General features: G+C 67.9%; 11 protein-coding genes, 2 pseudogenes and 1 riboswitch. Of the genes and pseudogenes, 10 read left to right on the forward strand and 3 right to left on the reverse strand.

The features are described from left to right. Positions 1-319: 319 nt before the first annotated feature. The 3 genes and pseudogenes from ACSVDD_RS28065 to ACSVDD_RS28075 form a co-directional block, all read left to right on the forward strand. A pseudogene (locus ACSVDD_RS28065) lies at positions 320-796 on the forward strand (transposase family protein); the annotation flags it as partial. Between the two features lie 82 nt (positions 797-878). Further along, the gene (locus ACSVDD_RS28070; RefSeq protein ID WP_448192728.1) at positions 879-1,907 is read left to right on the forward strand and encodes an IS110 family RNA-guided transposase; all 1,029 of its coding nucleotides are present in this window, start codon (positions 879-881) and stop codon (positions 1,905-1,907) included. 488 nt (positions 1,908-2,395) lie between these two features. Further along, positions 2,396-3,517: pseudogene (locus tag ACSVDD_RS28075) on the forward strand (ISL3 family transposase); the annotation flags it as partial. A gap of 633 nt (positions 3,518-4,150) precedes the next feature. Here the strand turns inward: ACSVDD_RS28075 and ACSVDD_RS28080 are convergent. After that, positions 4,151-5,455, reverse strand: a complete 1,305-nt coding sequence (locus ACSVDD_RS28080; RefSeq protein WP_448192729.1) for an NRAMP family divalent metal transporter — start codon at positions 5,453-5,455, stop codon at positions 4,151-4,153. Between the two features lie 538 nt (positions 5,456-5,993). Between ACSVDD_RS28080 and ACSVDD_RS28085 the strand changes: the two genes are divergently transcribed. The 3 genes from ACSVDD_RS28085 (at position 5,994) to ACSVDD_RS28095 (ending at position 10,151) form a co-directional block, all read left to right on the forward strand. Next, complete coding sequence (locus ACSVDD_RS28085) at positions 5,994-7,724, forward strand: ABC transporter permease (RefSeq protein ID WP_448192730.1); 1,731 nt, start codon at positions 5,994-5,996, stop codon at positions 7,722-7,724. 14 nt (positions 7,725-7,738) lie between these two features. Then, positions 7,739-9,049 (forward strand): ABC transporter ATP-binding protein, encoded by a 1,311-nt coding sequence (locus tag ACSVDD_RS28090; RefSeq protein ID WP_448192731.1) that lies wholly within the window; start codon positions 7,739-7,741, stop codon positions 9,047-9,049. A gap of 394 nt (positions 9,050-9,443) precedes the next feature. Then, a complete protein-coding gene (locus tag ACSVDD_RS28095) occupies positions 9,444-10,151 on the forward strand; it encodes an MgtC/SapB family protein (RefSeq protein ID WP_448192732.1) in 708 nt (235 codons plus the stop codon). A 31-nt stretch (positions 10,152-10,182) separates the two neighbouring features. Here the strand turns inward: ACSVDD_RS28095 and ACSVDD_RS28100 are convergent, their stop codons facing one another. Next, on the reverse strand, positions 10,183-11,181 hold the full coding sequence (locus ACSVDD_RS28100) for a sodium:calcium antiporter (RefSeq protein ID WP_448192733.1): 999 nt from the start codon (positions 11,179-11,181) through the stop codon (positions 10,183-10,185). A 13-nt stretch (positions 11,182-11,194) separates the two neighbouring features. Next, a riboswitch (yybP-ykoY riboswitch) is annotated at positions 11,195-11,384 on the reverse strand. 169 nt (positions 11,385-11,553) lie between these two features. On the opposite strand from ACSVDD_RS28100, the gene ACSVDD_RS28105 reads away from it, so the two are divergent. From ACSVDD_RS28105 to ACSVDD_RS28120, 4 genes are all read left to right on the forward strand, one after another. Then, positions 11,554-12,042 carry a transposase family protein gene (locus ACSVDD_RS28105; protein ID WP_448192734.1) on the forward strand — a complete coding sequence of 163 codons (489 nt, stop codon included), beginning with the start codon at positions 11,554-11,556 and terminating at the stop codon, positions 12,040-12,042. 79 nt (positions 12,043-12,121) lie between these two features. Continuing rightward, the gene (locus ACSVDD_RS28110) at positions 12,122-13,198 is read left to right on the forward strand and encodes an IS110 family RNA-guided transposase (RefSeq protein WP_448192776.1); all 1,077 of its coding nucleotides are present in this window, start codon (positions 12,122-12,124) and stop codon (positions 13,196-13,198) included. Beyond that, entirely contained in the window at positions 13,155-13,517 is a 363-nt protein-coding gene (locus ACSVDD_RS28115; RefSeq protein ID WP_448192777.1) for an HsdM family class I SAM-dependent methyltransferase, read from the forward strand. Before ACSVDD_RS28110 ends, ACSVDD_RS28115 begins: the two co-directional genes overlap by 44 nt. Before the next feature lie 315 nt (positions 13,518-13,832). After that, positions 13,833-17,873, forward strand: coding sequence for a hybrid sensor histidine kinase/response regulator (locus tag ACSVDD_RS28120; protein WP_448192735.1), 4,041 nt, complete (start codon positions 13,833-13,835; stop codon positions 17,871-17,873). Here ACSVDD_RS28120 and ACSVDD_RS28125 read toward each other — a convergent pair. After that, on the reverse strand, positions 17,837-18,568 hold the full coding sequence (locus ACSVDD_RS28125) for a response regulator (protein WP_448192736.1): 732 nt from the start codon (positions 18,566-18,568) through the stop codon (positions 17,837-17,839). The two genes, ACSVDD_RS28120 and ACSVDD_RS28125, sit on opposite strands and share 37 nt — an antisense overlap. Positions 18,569-18,685 lie beyond the last annotated feature (117 nt).

Genomic DNA, 18,685 nt, shown 5'->3' on the forward strand with positions numbered 1-18,685 from the left:
TGCGCGCCAACCTCATGCACCGAAAGCGCCTCGACCGCCTCAACGCTCCCCGTCCAAACCTAGGCGAAGAGCCAAGGCAACTCACCCTGCAATGGACATGATCCTTAACCGGACAGCCGTGCGTGCCCGACGCCAATCGGCCGCAGCTTCGATACTGATTCGCACCTCCGAGCCAACCAGCATCTCGCGTGGACCTTGACCGCCCTTGCGGAGGCGGAAAAATAGGGGGCCATCCGCATTCCCAGTGCAGCCCGGATGCGGATCGAAGCCGGAATGAGCACATAAAGGGAACGAAGTCCCCACCAGAGCGCCTGTTTCCGTGTCCAGATCCCTGTTTTCGTTGCTCCCGGCCAGCCTTGTCGTCGAGCAGGTTGAGGTCGAGGCCGACCGTGTCGTCGTGGTGGCTCGCGTTCGTGCGCGCACGGCGGCGTGCCCGCTGTGCCGGCGTTCATCCCGGCGCGTCCACAGCCGATACAGCCGTCGGCTGGGCGACCTTCCCTGGCAGGACCGCGTCGGCGAACTCCATCTGCGGGTCCGCCGGTTCCGGTGTGCGGTCGCGGACTGTCCGCGCCGCATCTTTGCCGAACGCTTGCCTGCCGTGGCTCCGCCCCGGGTTCGGCGAACGCACAGGCTCGCCGAGGCACAGCGCACCATCGCGTTGAGCGTGGGCGGAAACCCCGGTGCCCGGCTGTCCACCCGCCTCGCCATGCCGGTCAGCGGCGACACGCTGCTGCGCCTGATCCGGGCAGTACCCATGGAGCCGCTCCCACCCGCCCGGATCATCGGGATCGATGACTGATGGGATGGACGGCCCCCGTTTCCGGCATCGTGGTGCCACATGAAGGGTGTTGACGTCCTTCAGCAAGGAGACCGCCCAGATGCATGCTACGACCATCGGCCTTGACTTGGCAAAGTCGCTCTTCCAGGTTCATGGCGTTGACGCTCGCGGAAAGGTGGTGGTGACCAAACGCCTGCGCCGTGACGCCGTGCTCGGCTTCTTCGCCACTCTGCCACCCTGCGTGGTCGGCATGGAGGCGTGCGCCACCGCGCACCATTGGGCGCGGCACATCGCCAGGTTCGGCCACACCGTCCGCCTGATGCCGCCGCAGTATGTGAAGCCTTACGTCAAGCGCCACAAAAACGATCAGGCCGACGCCGAGGCGATCTGCGAAGCCGTGCAACGCCCGACCATGCGCTTCGTGCCGGTCAAGACCGAGGAGCAGCAGAGCACCTTGGTCATTCATCGCGTGCGGGGAACGCTGGTTCACCAGAAGACCCAACTGATCAACGCCCTGCGCGGGCATCTGGCGGAGTTCGGCATCGTCGCGCCCAAGGGCGCGTGCAAGGTGGTGGAGCTGACGGCGCGGCTGGCGGATCCTGGCGAGGAGCGGCTGCCGGAGATGGCCAGGGCTCTGCTCCAGGTGCTGGTCGAGCAGCTTCGCGACACTGAGCGCCGGATTGCCGAGCTCGACGCTCGTCTGCGGGAACAGGCCAAGCAGGACGAGAGCTGCCGGCGCCTGATGACGATCCCTGGTGTCGGGCCGATCACCGCCACCGCGCTGGTAGCGACGATCGGCGATGGGAAGGCGTTCGCGTCCGGCCGGCACCTGGCGGCGTGGCTCGGTCTGGTCCCGCGCCAACACTCCAGCGGGGGCAGGGAGCAGCTGGGAGCCATCTCCAAGGCTGGCGATGGCTATCTGCGCTGCATGCTGGTCAATGGGGCCCGCGCGGTCCTGCGATGGTGGCGGACCAGTTCGCCGTGGTTGGCCAAGCTGTTGGAACGGCGACCGGTGAACGTCGCTGTTGTCGCTCTGGCCAACAAGACGGCGCGCATCGTCTGGGCGGTGCTAACGCGCGGGGAAACCTATCGGCGGCCGACACCGACAGCGACGCCGGCGGAGGCTTGAGATGAAGACGGCAAGGTCCAGGCCCGACCGTTTGCAGATTACCGCCGTGCTCGGCGCCAACAAGGCCAAGCCGCTGGCGCGGCGGCCCGAAAGGCCGGCCTTGTCAGCGCCTGCGCGCGGCGCTGGTCGGAAAGCAGGTCGGGACGAAGAGGTGGTCCCGGCGGCCGAACAAAGAGGTAAGGCGATGACGATGCTCAACCAATTCCCCGTGTCCGCTGCCGGCCCGGCAGCCTGAACACGGGATCACTGGCCCCCCTTCGGTTGCGAGGGCGATACACGACGTGATGGCATACCGGTCGGACCGGGATCGGCGCACCCCGACAAGCCCAGAGAGCCTCCAAGCTCGAACGACTGATTGGGTGCCGCTCTGCGGATTTCATCAAGGCCAGCAGCCGCAAGGTTGCACACACAGGCCGAATAGATGGCAGCAACCGACTTCCTGGCCGTCACTTGTGAAAAGCTCTTGCAGAGCGGGGGCCGTCCATAGATGGGCCTGGCGCCGCGGCAAACGCTACGGCACCCTCATCGTCGACCTGGAGCGCAACCGTCCCATCGACCTGCTGCCCGACCGCCAAGCCGACACGGTGGCCGCGTGGCTAAAGGCGCACCCTGGTGTGACTGTCGTTGCCCGCGACCGCGCCGGTGCCTACGCCGATGGCATCCGCCAAGGAGCCCCCGAAGCCATTCAGGTGGTGGATCGGTGGCATCTCCTGCGCAACCTCGGCGACGCGTTGGGAGCGCTCCTCACCAGCCATCAGCGCGACCTTGCCGCCGCCAAGCTGGCCGTCACTCCGGCCGAGGCCGCCGGGCAAGGACCGCCACCGCCTCCGGAACTCCGGCCTCCGACCCGCCGCGAGCAGCGGAGCGCCGCAATCCAAGCCGCCCGTCATGCACGCTTCGAGGAGGTCGTTGCCCTGAACGCGCGCGGCTGGTCGCAGACGCGCATCGCCCAGACGCTCGAACTCGATCGCAAGACGGTGCGGGTCTGGCTGCGCGCCAGACAACCACCCTCCTGGCGCCAGCCGGCCAAGGGCAGCCTTCTTGATCCGTTCGCCGATCACCTGCGCCGCCGCTGGGAGGACGGCTGTCACAACGCCGCCCAGCTCTGGCGGGAGATTCGGGGGCACGGCTTCACCGGCCAGCCGGCCATCGTCCGAGAGTTGTTGCGGCCGTTGCGTGAGGCGCGTTCAGGGCTGGGAACCACGGCTCCTGCGTCGTGGCGTACGCCATCGCGACGCCGGGCCGCATGGCTGGTGGTGGCGGACGACGGTGAGATCGATGCAACCGAACAGGCGTTCGTCGCCGCCCTGATCGCCGGCTCGCCGGACCTGGCGCGAACCATCGAGGTGGCGCGGGCCTTCCAGGCGATGGTGCGCGGCCGCCGGGAGAGCGATCTGGACGGCTGGCTGGCGGCAGCCAGCGACACGGCCCTGGCGGGTTTCTCCGAGGGCTTGAAGCGTGATCTGCCGGCGGTGCGCGCGGCATTGTCACTGCCGTGGAGCACCGGACCGGTCGAGGGGCAGATCAGCAAGCTGAAGACTATCAAGCGCACGATGAACGGGCGCGGCGGCTTCGACCTGCTGCGCCATCGTGTCCTGGAGGCCACGTGACCCGGTGCACCGGGAATGCGGATGGACCAGATTCTCACCATTCAGGGCCTTTTCCGGTCGGCCTGTTCTCGGAGTTAAGGGCCTTTCCGGCCGTTTCGGCCGCCGTTCTCATCAAACAGTGCCCGGCGACAGCGCCTACCATCAAACTTTGCAACGGAACCGCTCATTCCGACTGAAGGCATACAACGGAACGCCGTATTGCAAGGCCAAGGTTGCGCCGATCGCGTCCCAGGGCGTGGTGTCTGAGGGGGCTTGTGTGCTCTTCGGCGGGTTGAGGCCGCCGGTCTACGCCGCTGCAATGGACAGCGGATCAGTGGCGTGAGGGTGGCACAGCTCGGTCATGCTTTCCATGGCCATGTAGCAACACGCCGCCGCGGAATGTGATGACGACGAGCGGCATTGGCCTTGTGCGGCATGTCGAGAGACCTGAACGGTGGCGGGAGCCTGACCTACGACACCGACCGCATCCATGCAACACAGCGGCACTTGGCTCAAACTGTCCGATGCCCATGACGCCGCGCACCACGGTCGCCCCGGCGAGGTGCATCTCCCGCGCGTTTATGACGACTCACTCGTAGAGCGGTCGGCCGCCATAGCGGTCGTTCTTGCCGATGATTGATGAATCTTTGCCGATCAGGTGCCCATGGTGAACACCATGGCGGCGGCACTTGCGGCCATGACCGCGGTCGCCAGCCAGCCGACGATGCGCAACGGCATCGAAACCACGACTGGTCCCATGACTCTGTGCTGGCTGGCCATCAGCATCATGCACACCATCACCGGCACGGCGACGATGCCGTTGATGACCGCGCTCCAGAACAGGGCCTTGATCGGGTCGATGCTGGTGAAGTTGATGACGACACCAATGATCGTGGCGATGGTCACCGTCACATAGAACGCCTTCGCCTCCTGCGGCTCGCGCGCCATGCCGACCGGCCACTTGCGCGCCTCGCCGATGGCGTAGGCGGCCGATCCGGCCAGCACCGGAACGGCGAGGAACCCGGTGCCGATGATGCCAAGGGCGAACAGCAGGAAGGCGAAGTCTCCCGCGACCGGCCGCAGTGCCTCCGCCGCCTGGGCGGAGGTTTCAATGCTCGTCTTGCCGCCCGCGTGCAGCGTGGCCGCCGTGGTGACCATGATGGCCAGGGCGACGATGTTGGAGAAGGCCATGCCGACGTACGTGTCCAGCCGGATGCGCTCAACGGCGCGCGGCGCCTGCTCGGGCGCCTTTACCAGAGGATCGCGGTGGGGGATCTCCCGGATGTCCTCCGCCTCCTGCGAGGCTTGCCAGAAGAACAGGTACGGGCTGATCGTGGTGCCGAACACGGCCACGATGGTAGTGAGGTAGTCGGACCTCCAGGCGATCGACGGAATAAAGAAGCTCCCGGCAAACTCCCCCCAGGGCACGTGGACCACAGCCGCCGAGCCGAAGTAGGCGAACAACACCAACGTCAACCACTTCAGCACCGAGACGTAGTGGGTGTACTTGAGCAGCACCTGCATGCCGATGCAGATGGCGCCGAACAGCGCGACGTAGAGATGAACCGGCCCAGGCAGCAGCAGGTTAAGCACGTCGCCCATGGCCCCGAGGTCAGCGCCGATGTTGATGACGTTGGCGAGCAGCAGCAGCGCGACGACGCCCTGGAGCAGCCAGTTGGGATAGTGGCGCCGGAGGTTCCCGGCGATGCCGCGCCCGCTGGCCCGGCCGATGCGGGCGCTGATCTCCTGCACCACGCTCATCAGCGGGTACGTGAACAGCAGGGTCCAGGTCAGCCCGTAGCCGAACTGCGCCCCGGCTTGCGAGTAGGTGGCGATGCCACTGGGATCGTCGTCCGAGGCGCCGGTGATCAGGCCCGGCCCGAGCACGTCCAGGAGCCGTGGTTTGGACGGCGGAACCACCGGGCTCTTGGGTTTGTCGTCGTGTGCGTACGTTGCCATGGGCTCTCCCGGCCAGGGTGATGGATCCGTGGATACGCCGTGGAAACACCCGCGCTTCCGCTACGGTTTCCCGACCGTTAGATGAAACTTCTGTAAAGCCTCGCCGATGGTTCTCCTTGGCGCTTGACGCTCCCCGTCCTGGAGGAGTACAGCCGCTTCCGACGTCAACGCATGATCGGCCGGTGCCCGAATCACGGGTCGGCATCCAGCCGAGAAGGCAAGAGATGGAAAGCCCCAGTAGTCGCTCCCGACACACCCCGGCCCCGACGCTGATCCCAGGCTGACCTTCTCCGCAAGGTCCACCGCGACCGGCGCCGAGCCGACCGCATTGCAGGTGGATCATGGTGATGCCAAACCTCACCGACCCGACCCATTCGCCCGCCCTGACCGCGCGTGCAGGCCGCACTGGCGTGCGTCGGCTCCCCGCGCGAAGTTGACCCTGCCGTCCTGCTCTGACACCTGACCGCCGCAATGCGGTGGATATCCTTTCTCACGCCAGGAGCGGCCCGGATGTGTCGGGCCGCGGGATGGAACGGTCATGGCCTGGACCCAGACAAGCATATCCGTGAAGGCGGCAGACGCCGCCCCCAACCGGTGGGACCTCGTGGCACTGCCGCTGGTTATCGGCGTTTTCGCCCTGGCCGTCGTCGGCGGGCACCAGATGGCGGCGCCGCTGGCGAGCATCGAGGCAGCCCTCGTCTCGCTCGACGCCTGGAACCTGCCGGAGTACGCGCTGCGCTCGACGCTGCGCATGCTGGCGGCGATGGTGGCCTCGCTGCTCTTCACCTTCACCTATGCCACGCTGGCGGCCAAGAGCCGCCGGGCGGAGATGGTGCTGATCCCGGTGCTGGACGTGCTCCAGTCGGTGCCGGTGCTCGGCTACATCTCCTTCACCGTAGTCTTCTTCCTGTCGCTGTTCCCGGGCAGCGTGCTGGGCGCCGAGTGCGCGGCGATCTTCGCTATCTTCACCAGCCAAGCCTGGAACATGGCATTCAGCTTCTACCAGTCGCTGCGCACTGTGCCGCGCGACCTCGACGAGGCGGCGACCAGCTTCCGCTTCTCCGGTTGGCAGCGGTTCTGGAAGCTGGAGGCGCCCTACGCCATGCCGGGGCTGGTGTGGAACATGATGATGTCGATGTCTGGCGGCTGGTTCTTCGTGGTGGCTTCCGAGGCGATCACCGTGGGCGACCAGACTGTCACGCTGCCCGGCGTCGGCTCCTACTTGGCCGAGGCTATCGCGCAGAAGGACCTCGGCGCCGTCGGCTGGGCGGTGCTGACGATGCTGGCGGTCATCCTCGTCTACGACCAAGTCCTGTTCCGCCCGCTGGTCGCCTGGGCCGACAAGTTCCGCTTCGAGCAGACCGGCGCCCAGGAGATGCCGGAGTCCTGGGTGCTGAACCTGTTCCAGCGCACCCGCTTCTTCCGGGCGCTGTTCGCGCCGGTCGATGCGGTGCTCGGCACGGTGGCTTGGCTGCGTCTGCCGCTGTTCCCCTCCATGGGGCGCCGGATCGCCGGACCGCCCACCGCCGCGCTCGACATGGCGTGGTACGCGGTCATCGCTGCGGCGGCGCTCTACCTGGGCTGGACCCTGGTGGCGTTCATCGCCAGCGGGGTCAACTGGGGAGATGTCGCCACCGTGCTGGCGCTCGGACTGGCGACGTTGCTGCGCGTCGTCGTGTTGATCGCTGTCGCCACCCTGGTGTGGGTGCCGCTCGGCGTGCTGATCGGGCTGCGGCCGCGGCTGGCCGAGAAGGTCCAGCCGGTGGCGCAGTTCCTGGCGGCGTTCCCGGCCAACCTGCTGTTCCCGGTCGCCGTCGTCACCATCGTGCACTTCGGCCTCAATCCGGACGTCTGGCTCAGCCCGCTGATGATCCTTGGCACGCAGTGGTACATCCTGTTCAACGTCGTCGCCGGGGCCACCGCGTTCCCCAACGACCTGAAAGAGGCGGCGGCCACCTTCCGGATTCGCGGCTGGCAGTGGTGGCGTGACGTCATGCTGCCCGGCGTCTTCCCCTATTACGTGACCGGCGCGGTGACCGCGTCGGGTGGCTCGTGGAACGCCAGCATCGTCGCCGAGGCGGTGAGTTGGGGCGACACCCAGGTCACCGCGCACGGCCTGGGCAGCTACATCGCTCAGGCTACCGCCGCCGGGGACTACCCGCGCATCGTGCTCGGCATCGCCGTGATGTCGATGTTCGTCATCCTCTTCAACCGCTTGCTCTGGCGTCGGCTGTACGGCTACGCCGAGCGCCGCCTGCGCCTTGCCTGATGGAGGTTTCTGCCATGCTGCAAACCTTGACCAAGACCCTCTTCGAACTGCGCAGCGTCCGTCAGGCGTACCCGAAGCCGTCCGGCCAGGAGTATGTCGTGCTCGACGATGTCGACCTGACGCTGCGCGACGGTGAGATCGTCGGGCTGCTCGGCCGCTCCGGCTCGGGCAAGTCCACGTTGCTGCGCATTGTCGCCGGACTGGCGCGACCGACCGCCGGGCATGTCCTGCACCATGACGAGCCGGTCGTCGGGCCGACCGATGGTGTCGCGATGGTGTTCCAGACCTTCGCCCTGTTCCCCTGGCTGACCGTCGAGGAGAACGTGCTGGCCGGGCTGAAGGCGTTGGGCGTGCCGAAGAAGGAGGCGGCGGAGCGCGCCGAGCAGGCCATCGACCTGATCGGCCTGTCCGGTTTCGAGAGTGCCTACCCGAAGGAACTGTCGGGCGGCATGCGCCAGCGCGTCGGCTTCGCCCGCGCGCTGGTGGTGCAGCCCGAGATCCTGCTGATGGACGAACCGTTCTCGGCACTCGACGTGCTGACGGCGGAGACCCTGCGCACCGACCTGCTCGACCTCTGGATGGAGCGCAAGCTGCCGATCCGGTCGATCTTGATGGTGACGCACAACATCGAGGAGGCGGTGCTGATGTGCGACCGCATCCTGGTGTTCTCCTCCAACCCCGGCCGGGTGGCGGCGGAGATCCGCGTGGACATCCCCCACCCGCGCAACCGCTTGGCCCAGGAGTTCCGCGACCTGGTGGACGACATTTACGGGCGGATGACCGCGCGCAAGCCGCTAGCCGCGCCGGAGGCGCCTGCTGCGCGCCTGCGCCCGGTCTACGCGGAGCCGCTCCAGCACGTCTCGACCAACCTGCTGTCCGGTCTCCTGGAGACGTTGGCCTCCCCGGCGTACCACGGCAAGGCGGACATGCCGCATTTGGCGGCGACGCTTCAGCACGAGATCGACGACCTGTTCCCGATCGCCGAGACGCTCCAGATGCTCGGCTTCGCCGAAGTGGCGGAGGGCGACATCCGGCTGACCGAGCCCGGTCACCTGTTCGCCGAGGCCGGGCTGGAGGACCGCAAGAAGCTGTTCGCCGAACACTTGGTCAACTTCGTGCCGCTCGCCGCGCACATCCACGCGACCCTGTCTGAGCGTCCTGACCACCGCGCCCCCTACGCGCAGTTCGCCCGTGAACTGGAAGAGTTCATGAGCGAAGACTACACCGAAGAGTCGTTGAAGGCGGTGACCAGTTGGGCACGCTACGCCGAGTTGTTCACCTACGACGGCGAGACGGAGTCGTTCTGCATCGAGGAGGCCGAGTAGGCGGCGGGAGCGGACGATGGCGGCACGGTGCATCCCGGCCGCCTCCATCGCGCTCCCGGGTGCCGTGTCGTGTCCGCTCCGGTCGGTATTGCCATGAACCCTCGTCTTTCCGTTGCCCGCTTGTTCTTGGCGTCGGCGCGGCGGCTGCGTCGCCTCGCAACGCATCTTGCGGAACAGGGCTGGGTCGGTGAACCGTGGCTTCGCCGGTTCGGCGCGCTGGCTAAGCTCCTCGGCCACGCGGGCCTCCGGCTTGCCGGTGTTCCGCTGCACGGGGCCGTCGAGGCATCGTTGCCTCGCCTTGCGAATCGTCCACCACTGGCTCGCCTGACGGCGCCCCCGATGAGGACCTTCCGGTGCACCGAACCGATTTCCACGACGGACTGCGACAGACCCGATGACCGCATTGACCCTTGAGGCCACCGCCAACACCTTCGTCGCCTTCGCCACCGCCTTCGTCCTCGGCACCCTGATCGGCTTCGAGCGGCAGTATCGCCAGCGCACGGCCGGTCTGCGCACCAACGTTCTCGTCGCCGTCGGCGCCGCCGCTTTCGCCGACATCGGCATGCGGCTGCTCGGCGCTGAGGGCGGCACAAGGATTGTCGCCTACGTGGTGTCCGGCATCGGCTTTCTGGGCGCCGGTGTGATCATGAAGGAGGGCACCAACGTCCGCGGCCTCAACACGGCGGCCACCCTCTGGTGTTCGGCCGCGGTCGGCGCCTGCTCCGGATGCGGGCTGCTCCTGGAAGCCGTCATGCTCACCGGCTTCGTGCTGGCGGGCAACACGCTGCTCCGGCCGGTGGTCAACTACATCAACCGCCTGCCGATCGACGAGAAGGTGACCGAGGCCCTTTACCGCGTCCACGTCATCAGTGCCCCGGAGGATGTATCCGGTGTGCGCGACGCGCTCTCCGACGTTCTTGAGCGCGCCGACTACCCGATTCGCGAGATCGATGTGGTTTCCGAGACCGAGGAGCAGGTGGAGTTGGCCGCCACGCTGGTGCCGACGACGGCCGACCCGAAGGAACTCGACGACGCCGTGTCCGCTCTCGAGCGCAGCGCTGGCGTCAGGAGCGCCACATGGACGGTCAGCACCACGACGTGATCCGACCGCACGCTTGCACTGAGTTTCACGGCTATCGCGCGGCGGCCAGTATTCCGGCGAACACCAGATACAGCCAGCCGACCTGGGTCAACTTCCCGCCGCTGACCAGCCCGGAACGGAATGCCAGCATCAGCGACGCCACGGCTACGGCTGTGAAGCCCGCCGCCAGGAAGAGCGGGGTGTCCAGCAGCCAGGGCGTGAAGAACAGGCCGAAGGCGGTCGGCACGGTGGCCTGGATCATCATCGCCCCGGAGATGTTGGCCAGCGCCAGCCGCTCCTTGCCCTGACGGACCCAGATGATGGCGTTCATCGTCTCCGGCAGTTCCGTCGCCAACGGGCTGAGCAGCAGAGCCGTGACCTGCGGCGGCAACCCGAGCGCCGGGGCAAGGTCGCCGATCTGCCCGACGAACAGCTGGGAGGCCGCGAAGATCACCAGCAGCGCAACACCGGTCTGCGCCAGGGCCCAACCCAGGGCGGGATCCGCCTCGGAGGGACGAATCCTCAGAGGCTCCAGTTCGCCCTCTTCACCGTCTCCGTCCTCGCAACGCACCTCCTTCCAGATGTACACGGCGTAGGTCGCCAGGAAGGCAATGCCGAGCCACGGCTTGACGGCGAAGACGATGGCGCCGAGCGCGATCTTCACGATGAAGATGCCGAGGAACCACATCTGGTCGCGGCTCAGCCGGAGCCCGTCCACCTGCACCAGCGTGTTGGCGCGCCCGATCCGGCGGCGGTTGGCGAGCAGCGACATCCCTACCACCGCGTAGGCCAGCGTGCTGAGCGCCAGCGGGCCACCCAGGGCGGCGCCGACGCCGATGTCCTTGTGCGCGGCACCGTCGCCGAAGGCGACCGCGACCAGGGGCACCACGCTTTCCGGCAGCGCCGTTCCCAGCGCAGCGAGCACCGTGCCGGTGGCCGTCTGGCTCAGGCCCAGCTTGCGGCCGACCCATTCGATGCCGTTCACGAATGTCTCGCAGGCGGCATAGATGAGTGCTGCGGAGGCGAGCAAGAGGACGATGGTCAGGAGCATGGGGACCTCAAGCGGGCGGCCGGACGCGGACACACACCAACGCGGCACCCCGCCCGGCCGGACGGATGCAGCGTCAGCGGTCTCGCTGGATGGCCGGTCGGCCGCCGCGTGCGCCATGGGCCGCAAGCCCAAGTCTGTTGACGCGCGCCCCTCTCGGAACGGAGGGTGGCTACTCCCCAATGACGGGCGCCTAATAGCTGATGCGTGCTCCGACGTCAACGCATGAACATGTGTTCATATTGCAACACCTTGCCGCAGCGGTATCACTGGAGCGGTTCTGCGTGTGTGTTTCGGCGTGCAACGCTGGCTCTGACGCAGTTTTGGTGATGCTGGGAGGCAGCAAGCGTTGGTTTCCTGAAAGGGATCAACGCCATGCCCCAGACACTCCGACCGGCGGCGCTGGTGCCGCGTGGTTTCGTCATGGAACGGGTCGTCGATGACGCCGCCTGGACGCGGATCACCGTACGGCCAGCAAGCTCGAGCAGCCGGTGCCCGGGATGCGGTACCCCTTCAAGCCGGGTGCACAGTCGCTATTGCCGACACCTTGCCGATCTTCCTCTCGCGGGCCACCCGGTCGAACTGGTGGTCCTGGCCCGGCGCTTCCACTGCGACGCTGTGCTGTGCGGCCGGCGCATCTTCACCGAACGCTTTGCCCCGGAGGTCCTGGCGCCCTGGGCACGGCGGACTGCCCGGCTCGAGCACATCGTCTATCATCTGGGCCTCGCCCTGGGCGGGCGCCCCGCGGCCCGGCTCGCCCGCCGCCTGATGCTGCCGATCGGCAACGACACCCTGCTGCGGGTGGTGCGCCGCCACGGCAGTCCACGCTTCGTCCCGCCAACGGTGGTCGGGGTCGATGATTGATGGGATGGACGGCCCCCGTTTCCGGCATCGCCGTGCCACATGAAGGGTGTTGACGTCCTTCAGCAAGGAGACCGCCCAGATGCATGCTACGACCATCGGCCTCGACTTGGCAAAGTCACTCTTCCAGGTTCATGGCGTCGACGCCCATGGAAAGGTGGTGGTGACCAAACGTCTGCACCGAGACGCGGTGCTCGGCTTCTTCGCCACCCTGCCGCCGTGCGTGGTCGGCATGGAGGCGTGTGCCACCGCGCACCATTGGGCGCGGCAAATCGCCAGGTTCGGCCACACCGTCCGCCTGATGCCGCCGCAGTATGTGAAGCCCTACGTCAAGCGCCACAAGAACGATCAGGCCGACGCCGAGGCGATCTGTGAAGCCGTGCAGCGCCCGAACATGCGCTTCGTGCCGGTCAAAACCGAGGAGCAGCAGAGCACCTTGGTCATTCACCGCGCGCGGGGAACGCTGGTCCACCAGAAGACCCAACTGATCAACGCCCTGCGCGGACATCTGGCGGAGTTCGGCATCGTCGCGCCCAAGGGTGTGTGCAAGGTTGTGGAGCTGACGGCGCGACTGGCGGATTCCGGCGAGGAGCAGCTGCCGGAGATGGCCAGGGCTCTGCTCCAGGTACTGGTCGATCAGCTCCGCGACACCGAGCGCCGGATTGCCGACCTCGACACTCGCCTGCGGGAACAGGCCAAGCAGAACGAGGCCTGCCGGCGCCTGATGACGATCCCTGGTGTCGGACCGATCACCGCCACCGCGCTGGTGGCGACAATCGGCGACGGGAAGGCGTTTGCGTCTGGCCGGCACCTGGCAGCGTGGCTCGGTCTGGTCCCGCGCCAACATTCCAGCGGCGGCAAGGAACGCCCGGGCGGGGTCTCCAAGGCCGGCGACGGCTATCTGCGCTGCATGCTGGTCAATGGAGCGCGCGCGGTGGTGCGCTGGTGGCGCAGCAACTCGCCCTGGCTCGCCTCGCTGCTGGAGCGGCGGCCGGTGAACGTCGCTGTCGTCGCCCTGGCCAACAAGACGGCGCGCATCGTCTGGGCGGTGCTGACGCGCGGGGAAACCTATCGGCGGCCGACACCGACATCGACGCAAGCATTTCGATCGGATCATCACCAACCCGCCCTTCTCGCTTCCCTGGGGCAACACGGATAGGAAGGCCGACGGCAACCCAGCCTGGGAACCCAAGTTCCCGGAGCGCTTCCGCTACGGTCAGGTGCCGCTGGGCGCCAAGAAGGCCGACCTGATGTTCCTTCAGCACATGCTGGCGGTGACCCGCGACAACGGCGTGGTCGCCACCGTCATGCCGCACGGCGTGCTGTTCCGGGGCGAGGAAAAGGCCATCCGCGCCGGGAACATTGACGAGGATTTGCTGGAAGCGGTGATCGGCGTCGGGCCGCAGCTGTTTTATGGCACCGGCATCCCCGGCTGCGTCCTGGTGCTGCGTCAGCGGGTTCTGTTGCAAAGTCTGTAGGCGGGTGATTGAGGGTTCCACGTGATCTCCGCCCCGCCGCAAACGCTGCAACAGAACCCGCCGATCGGCACGCCAGTTTATTGATAATGTTCATGTTTGCTGGCCGCAATGGCGCGCCGATCCACACTTGGTTATAGAACCCCTGAGCAGGCCGAGTTTCAGGCCGCATAACCCCGTGTCCATTGTTCCGGGGGAAGCTCAATCACGTGAACAGCCGTTCACATCGGCCGTGGGGCACCCTGGGGTTTCGTTGCAATGGCGCCGGAGATGCTCCAAAATCAGCGCCTTGCCTCTCTCATCAGCTTGGTTTTTTCGATGCGGCTTACGCGCCGGTTGCTGCTGGCTCTCTGTATGGCGTGGCTGGCAGCCGCCGCCGTGTCTCCGGCCGGTGCGCAGGATGCAAACCCAGCCCCCTGGAGCCGCCTGACCGGGCCTCTGTTCAGCCACATAACCCAGGCGCAGGGGCTGCCCTATCCGGTTGCCCTGGCGCTGATACAGGGCCGCGACGGCTTCATCTGGATCGGCACGCCCGGCGGCTTGGCACGCTGGGACGGGTCGCGCATGCGGGTCTTCGTGCACCGCAGCGGCGACCCGGACTCGCTGCCGGAGAACATCGTCTCCGAGTTGCTGGTGGACGAACAGGGGCGGCTGTGGGTCGGCACCGTCTCGGGCATGGTCGCGCGCTACGTTCCCGAGCGCGAAAGCTTCGTCACCCACCGTGAGCCGGAAGGCGCAAGCGGCCGGATGCTTGGCATGAAGGGCGATGGCCAAGGCGGCATCTGGACGGTCGGGACCGCGGGGGCCGCGCACCTCGACACGGTGTCCGGGCGATGGCGCCATGAGGAGCTGCCGCCGGGGGGCGGCCTGTCCGTCCAGCCCGACAGCAAGGGCACGGTGTGGCTCGGAACGCCACAGGGGCTGCTGCGGCGCGACGCCGGGCGGGACGCGTTCCAGGCGGTGGCGCTGCCGCCGTCCCTGAAGCGAGCCGGGGCCTCGGCCCTGTACGAGGACGCGGCCGGCCGGATCTGGTTCGGGACCGTCCAGGGACAGTTGGGATTCGTGGACGCGGCGACGAACGACGCACACGCGGTCGACGCGGTTGCTGCGACGGGAAACCGGATCACCGGCATCGTCGAGCCGGTGCCCGGCACCGTGTGGACCGCCGAATTCGGCGGCGGCATTCGCGCGCTCGACACGCACACCGGCGCCGTCCGTGCCATCCGGCACGATGCCCAGGCGCCCACCAGCCTGAGCGACAACACGGTGACCGGCCTCATCAAAGACCGCTCCGGGCTGGTCTGGGCGTCCACGCTCGGCGGCGTCGACGTGCACAACCCCGCCAATCCCGGCATCCTCACCGTCTTGCCCACCACGCCGGGCGGCCTGCTCGGCAAGGACGTCCGCAGCATGAGCGCGCGTGCCGACGGCACGGTCTGGCTCGGCTTCCGCAGCGGGGGAGTGTCCCTGCTCGATCCTGTGGCGGGGCGTGTTGCCGAGGTCCACCCCGGCCAGGGTTTGCCCGTGCAGATGGCGCAGGCGGTGGCGGCGTTGTCCGATGGCGGCGTGCTGGTGGGAACGCGCCAGGGCCTGCATCGCGTCGATCCCGCCACCGGAACCTCCACCGACCTGGAACCCCTCGCCGGAGCCAGCGTGCTGTCGATTCTTGCGGAGGAGCCCTCCGTCTGGGTTGGCGGCACTCAGGGGCTGACGCGGTTGGACCTTGCCGGGGGGAGCGCCCGGACCTTCGTGCACGACCGGAACCGCCCGGACAGCCTGAGCGACAACAGCGTGCAGGCCTTGCTGCGTGACCGCGCCGGGCGGCTGTGGGTGGGAACGCAGCGGGGCCTGAACCTCTTCGAAGCGCAGACCGGCACCTTCCGGCGCTTCCTGAACGACCCCGCCAGCGCCGACAGCCTGCCCAACGACGTTGCCAACACCCTGCTGGAGGATCGCCGCGGCCGCATCTGGGTCGGCACCGCCAACGGCATCGGCATCCTTGCGGATCCGGGGGGCGATCCGCGCTTCCACCGCCTGGACAGCCGGAGCGGCTTGCCCCACGACATGGTCACCGTGCTGCTTGAAGATCCCGACGGCGTCGTCTGGGCCGGTGGTGGCGACCGTCTGGCGCGGATCGACCCGGACAGCTTCGCGGTGCGGGTCTTCGGGCCGGTGGAGGGGGCGGGGATCCGCACGCACTGGGCCGGGTCGGGCGCACGCCTGCCAGACGGCACCCTGCTGTTCGGCGGTTTCGGCGGCATGACCGTGATCCGCCCCGGCGTTCCTCCCGCATGGCGTTTCCAGCCCCCGGTGGTAGCGACGACGATCCGCATCGGCGGCAGGCCGGTCACTCTGCCCCCCAACGCGCCGATCACCCTCGCGCCCAGCGACCGCAGCGTGGAGGTCGATTTCGCCGCGCTCGACTTCTCGGAGCCGCAACGGAACCGGTATGCATACCGCCTCGAAGGGTTCGACGACCATTGGATCGAGACGGATGCGGACCACGCCACCGCCGCCTACACGGCCCTGCCGCCCGGCTCGTACCGCCTCCTGGTCCGCGGCAGCAATCGCGAGAGCGTATGGAGCGAAACGCCGCTGAGCCTGCCGCTGGTCGTGCTGCCCGCGTGGTATCAAACGAATTGGTTCCGCGCGGGTGCCGGTCTGGCAGGGCTTGGGCTCACGCTGGCCGGGATGCAGGGGTGGACGGCGATCCTGCGGCGACGGCAGCGTGTGCTGGAACGGCAGGTCGTGGAGCGCACGGCGGAACTGGAGACGGCTCGCGCCCTTGCTCTGGCCGAGGCGGACGCGGCGCGGCGCTCGAAGGAGGAGGCGGAAGACGCCGACCGGGCCAAGTCGCGCTTTTTGGCCGTGGTCAGCCACGAGATCCGCACGCCGCTCAACGCGGTGCTCGGAATGCTGCAAATGCTCGACGCCGGGGGGCTCGACGGCGAGCAGCGTCGGCGCGTGAGCATTGCCAAGGATGCCGGCCAGACGCTGATCGCCTTGATCGAAAGCATCCTCGAATTCGGACGCTACGAAGCGGAGAGCCCGTCCGTTCACCTCAGCAGGGTCGATCCCCGCCGGCTTGGCGAAGGGACGGTCGATCTGTTCCGGCCGCAAGCAACGGCGAAGGGCGTCGAACTGGTGCTGGAGATGGCGCCCGGCCTTCCGCCCCTGGTGCTCTGCGATCAGGTGCGGATCGCCCGCGTTCTGCACAATCTGCTCGGCAACGCCATCAAGTTCACCCAGCAGGGGCGCATCGTCCTGTCGCTTTGGTTCGAACCGGACGGCACGGACCGCCGCGGTGTCCTGCACGCCGACGTGTCCGACACCGGGATCGGCATCGCGCCGTCCATGCGCAGCGTCATCTTCGAGGATTTCACCCAGGCCGACGATTCCATCGCCCGCCGCTTCGGCGGCACGGGGCTGGGCCTTTCGGTGTGCCGGCGCATCGCCGTCCTCCTGGGCGGCAGCCTGACCGTGGACAGCGCGTTGGGCGCCGGCAGCACCTTCCGCTTCTCCGTGCCGGTGGAGATCGCCGGGGATGCCTCCGCGGCGCCCAGCCCCACCGCGGACACGAAGGAACTGAAAATCCTCCTGATCGACGACGACCCGGTCAACCGGGAGGTCGGCACCTGGCTGCTTCGCCACCTCGGCCATCACGTCACCAGCGCGTCCGGCAGCGACGACGCGGTGGAGCGTATTGTCGAAGGCCCGTTCGACGTGATCATGGCAGACCTCCACATGCCGGGCGAGGACGGGATCGACACCTGCCGCCGCCTTCGGGCGGTGCCCGGCCGCGCCGCGCAGGACGGCCGCTTCATCATCATGACCGCCGACGTGACGGACGTGGCACGGGAGCGCTGCGCCCAGGCGCGCATCGACGCGGTCCTCAGCAAGCCCCTCCACCTCGACGCCCTGCGGGAGGCGCTTGCCGACCTGTGCGCCCCGACCGAGCCGGCCGGCGCTCTGGACCGCCGGTTCCTGGCGATGCAGATGGAGGCGCTGGGCGGAACCGAGCTGGCGCGGCTGATCCTCCTGTTCGCCCGCACCTCGCGGCGCATCATCAGAGACCTGGAAACGGCCATGGAGGCGCGGGATCCGGGCGCGGTCCAGGCCCAGGCGCACAAGCTGCGCAGCGCGGCCGGCGCGCTCGGCCTCAGCCGCCTGTCCTCCGAGACGGCGGCGATCGAAACGGCGACGGCCGGATCCCCGGCGCTGAACGGCGAGTGGGTGGCCATCCTGAAGCGGCTGCGCCGGGGGGCCATCGATGCGCTCTTGCAGGCGCTGCGCTCGGAACGGTCAGGCGCGCCGGAGGGCGGTCAGGCCGGGTCTTCGACCGGCGGGCCAAGCCGGTAACCGACGCCGGGAACGGTGACGATGACCTCCTGCTCCCCCGGAGCGGCCAGGAGCTTGCGGCGGATGCGCGCCACCAGCGTGTCGACGGTACGCAAGTCGCCGCCGAGGCTGCGGTTGCTCACGACCTCGACCAGATAGTCGCGGGTCAGCGGGCGCCCGTTCGCCTCGACCAGCGCCGCCAGCAGGTCGAATTCGGCGCGCGTCATCTGGACGGGGGCGCCGCCGGTGGTCAGTTCGCGGCGCACCAGATCGATCAGCCACGGGCCGAACACGAACACCGCGTTGCGGGCCTTCGGCGCGCGCTCCAGGTCGCGGCGGCGCAGCAGCGCCCGGGTGCGCGCCAGCAATTCCCGCAGGTTCACCGGCTTGGTGACGTAGTCGTCCCCCGCCATCTCAAGCGCCAGGATGCGGTCCGTGGCGCTGTCCTGCTGCGTCACGAAGATGATGCCGACCGGGCTTTCCGCGCGGATGTCGCGGGCGAGGTGAAGGCCGTTCCCATCGGGCAGGTTCAGGTCGATGAAGACGAGGTCGGGCTGCAACGCGCGCAGGAGCGACCGGCATTCCGCACCGCTGGCCGCCTCATGGACGGAGAAGCCTTCGCGCGCGAAATAGGTCGCGATCATGGATCGGGTGACCGGATCGTCTTCCACAATCACGAGGCGGCGTTGGGCCTCTTCTCTGTGTGTGGCTCCCATAGGAACGGATCTCGCTCGCACTGATCTTCGGTTGCGGTTCGGCCACAATATTATCGCAACTTCCGGTGTACCATAGTATGCCGTCCGCTTGTGCGCCAGTACTTTCCCCGAACCGAC

Source organism: Azospirillum terrae, from assembly GCF_053470425.1.